The organism is Vibrio sp. Vb0598, from assembly GCF_033338935.1.
Taxonomy (GTDB): Bacteria; Pseudomonadota; Gammaproteobacteria; order Enterobacterales; family Vibrionaceae; genus Vibrio; species Vibrio alginolyticus.
The window spans coordinates 1-1,309 of sequence record NZ_JAWOTP010000142.1 but is presented as its reverse complement, the minus strand read 5'-3'; the positions used below and the strand labels follow the sequence as shown (position 1 = coordinate 1,309).

Genomic DNA, 1,309 nt, shown 5'->3' with positions numbered 1-1,309 from the left:
GGCATCGTTGCACTTAATGAATCATCCGTGAAGTTGGTGTACTCGATTTGTAGGTGCTCCATCATGGTATTTCTTGATGTAGCGTTAAGGATGTCCAAACTGATCGGCTTTTTCCAAATACTCATTTTTCGCTCTTACTGTTTGCAGGTTGAGACTGCTTATTCATATTTATGCCAAGCGCTTAGCATAGTCTCTATTGCTGCGACACTTCAAGACAAAACGCGCTAGCCCTCAACTCTACAATCACACTTACCTCGCCTATGCATCTTGTCATCATTTGGGTATATACTACTGGTTCAAAACAAGAATTAGTGAATATGGAGCCACTTATGAAGGTATGGATTAAAGCCTCTGCTCTCTTGACCTTAGCAGGCTTAACTGCGTGCAGCGCCTCACCAACTGGTCGAAATCAAATACTGATGTTTTCAGATCAAGAAATGTCATCACTTGGTGCAAAATCCTTTGATCAAATGAAGAAGGATATTCCAATCAGTAAAGATAAAAAGACCAACGCTTACGTACAATGCGTAGCTAAGCAGATCACCAATGCCATTCCACCTCAAGCTGGTTTCAAAGATTGGGAGGTCGTGGTGTTTGATAGTGACCAAGTCAATGCGTTTGCGTTGCCAGGAGGAAAAATTGGTGTTTACACTGGCCTTCTCAAGGTAGCGAAAAACCAAGATCAGTTAGCAACGGTTATCGGGCACGAAGTGGCGCACGTTTTAGCAGAACACAGTAACGAGCGGCTGTCTCAAAGCCAATTGGCCAATGCTGGGCTGTCGTTAGCCAATGTGGCAATTGGCGCATCTGAATACAAGCAATATCAACAGCTCACTATGGCCGCGTTAGGTGTTGGTGTGCAGTACGGCGTGATTCTCCCTTATGGAAGAACGCAAGAGTCTGAAGCGGATATCGTTGGCTTAGAGTACATGGCGAAAGCTGGATTCAATCCTAATCAAAGCGTCGATCTGTGGAAAAACATGAGTGCAGCATCAGGTGGAGCTCAGCCGCCGGAGTTTTTCTCTACTCACCCTTCTCACAGTACGCGAATCAAAGACTTGCAGGCAACCATCAACAAGTTACCGAAGTACAATGTGAAAGCACCGAAATGTGGTTAGAAAGCGTATAACCCTACAAAGTCTGATACAAAAAAGCTCCTACTTAAGGAGCTTTTTCGTTATTTGTGTGTTGAGAACTTTCGTTAAGTTCCAAGAATTTGCAAAGGTAAGCTGAGTAAGCTGTCACCCAGTCCTGCGAAATACCAAATAATCCCAACAAAACCACCAACGGATGCTAAATACCAAATCAA

General features: G+C 43.9%; 1 protein-coding gene and 2 pseudogenes. 1 reads left to right on the top strand and 2 read right to left on the bottom strand.

Features of this window, described 5'->3' with window-relative positions; genetic code table 11:
* A pseudogene (locus tag R7Q38_RS23605) lies at positions 1-125 on the bottom strand (esterase); the annotation flags it as partial.
* Positions 126-329: 204 nt separating this feature from the next.
* Here R7Q38_RS23605 and R7Q38_RS23600 point away from each other — a divergent pair.
* Complete coding sequence (locus R7Q38_RS23600; protein ID WP_005455384.1) at positions 330-1,118, top strand: M48 family metallopeptidase; 789 nt, start codon at positions 330-332, stop codon at positions 1,116-1,118.
* 83 nt (positions 1,119-1,201) lie between these two features.
* Here the strand turns inward: R7Q38_RS23600 and R7Q38_RS23595 are convergent.
* Positions 1,202-1,309 (bottom strand): annotated as a pseudogene (locus R7Q38_RS23595) (site-2 protease family protein); the annotation flags it as partial.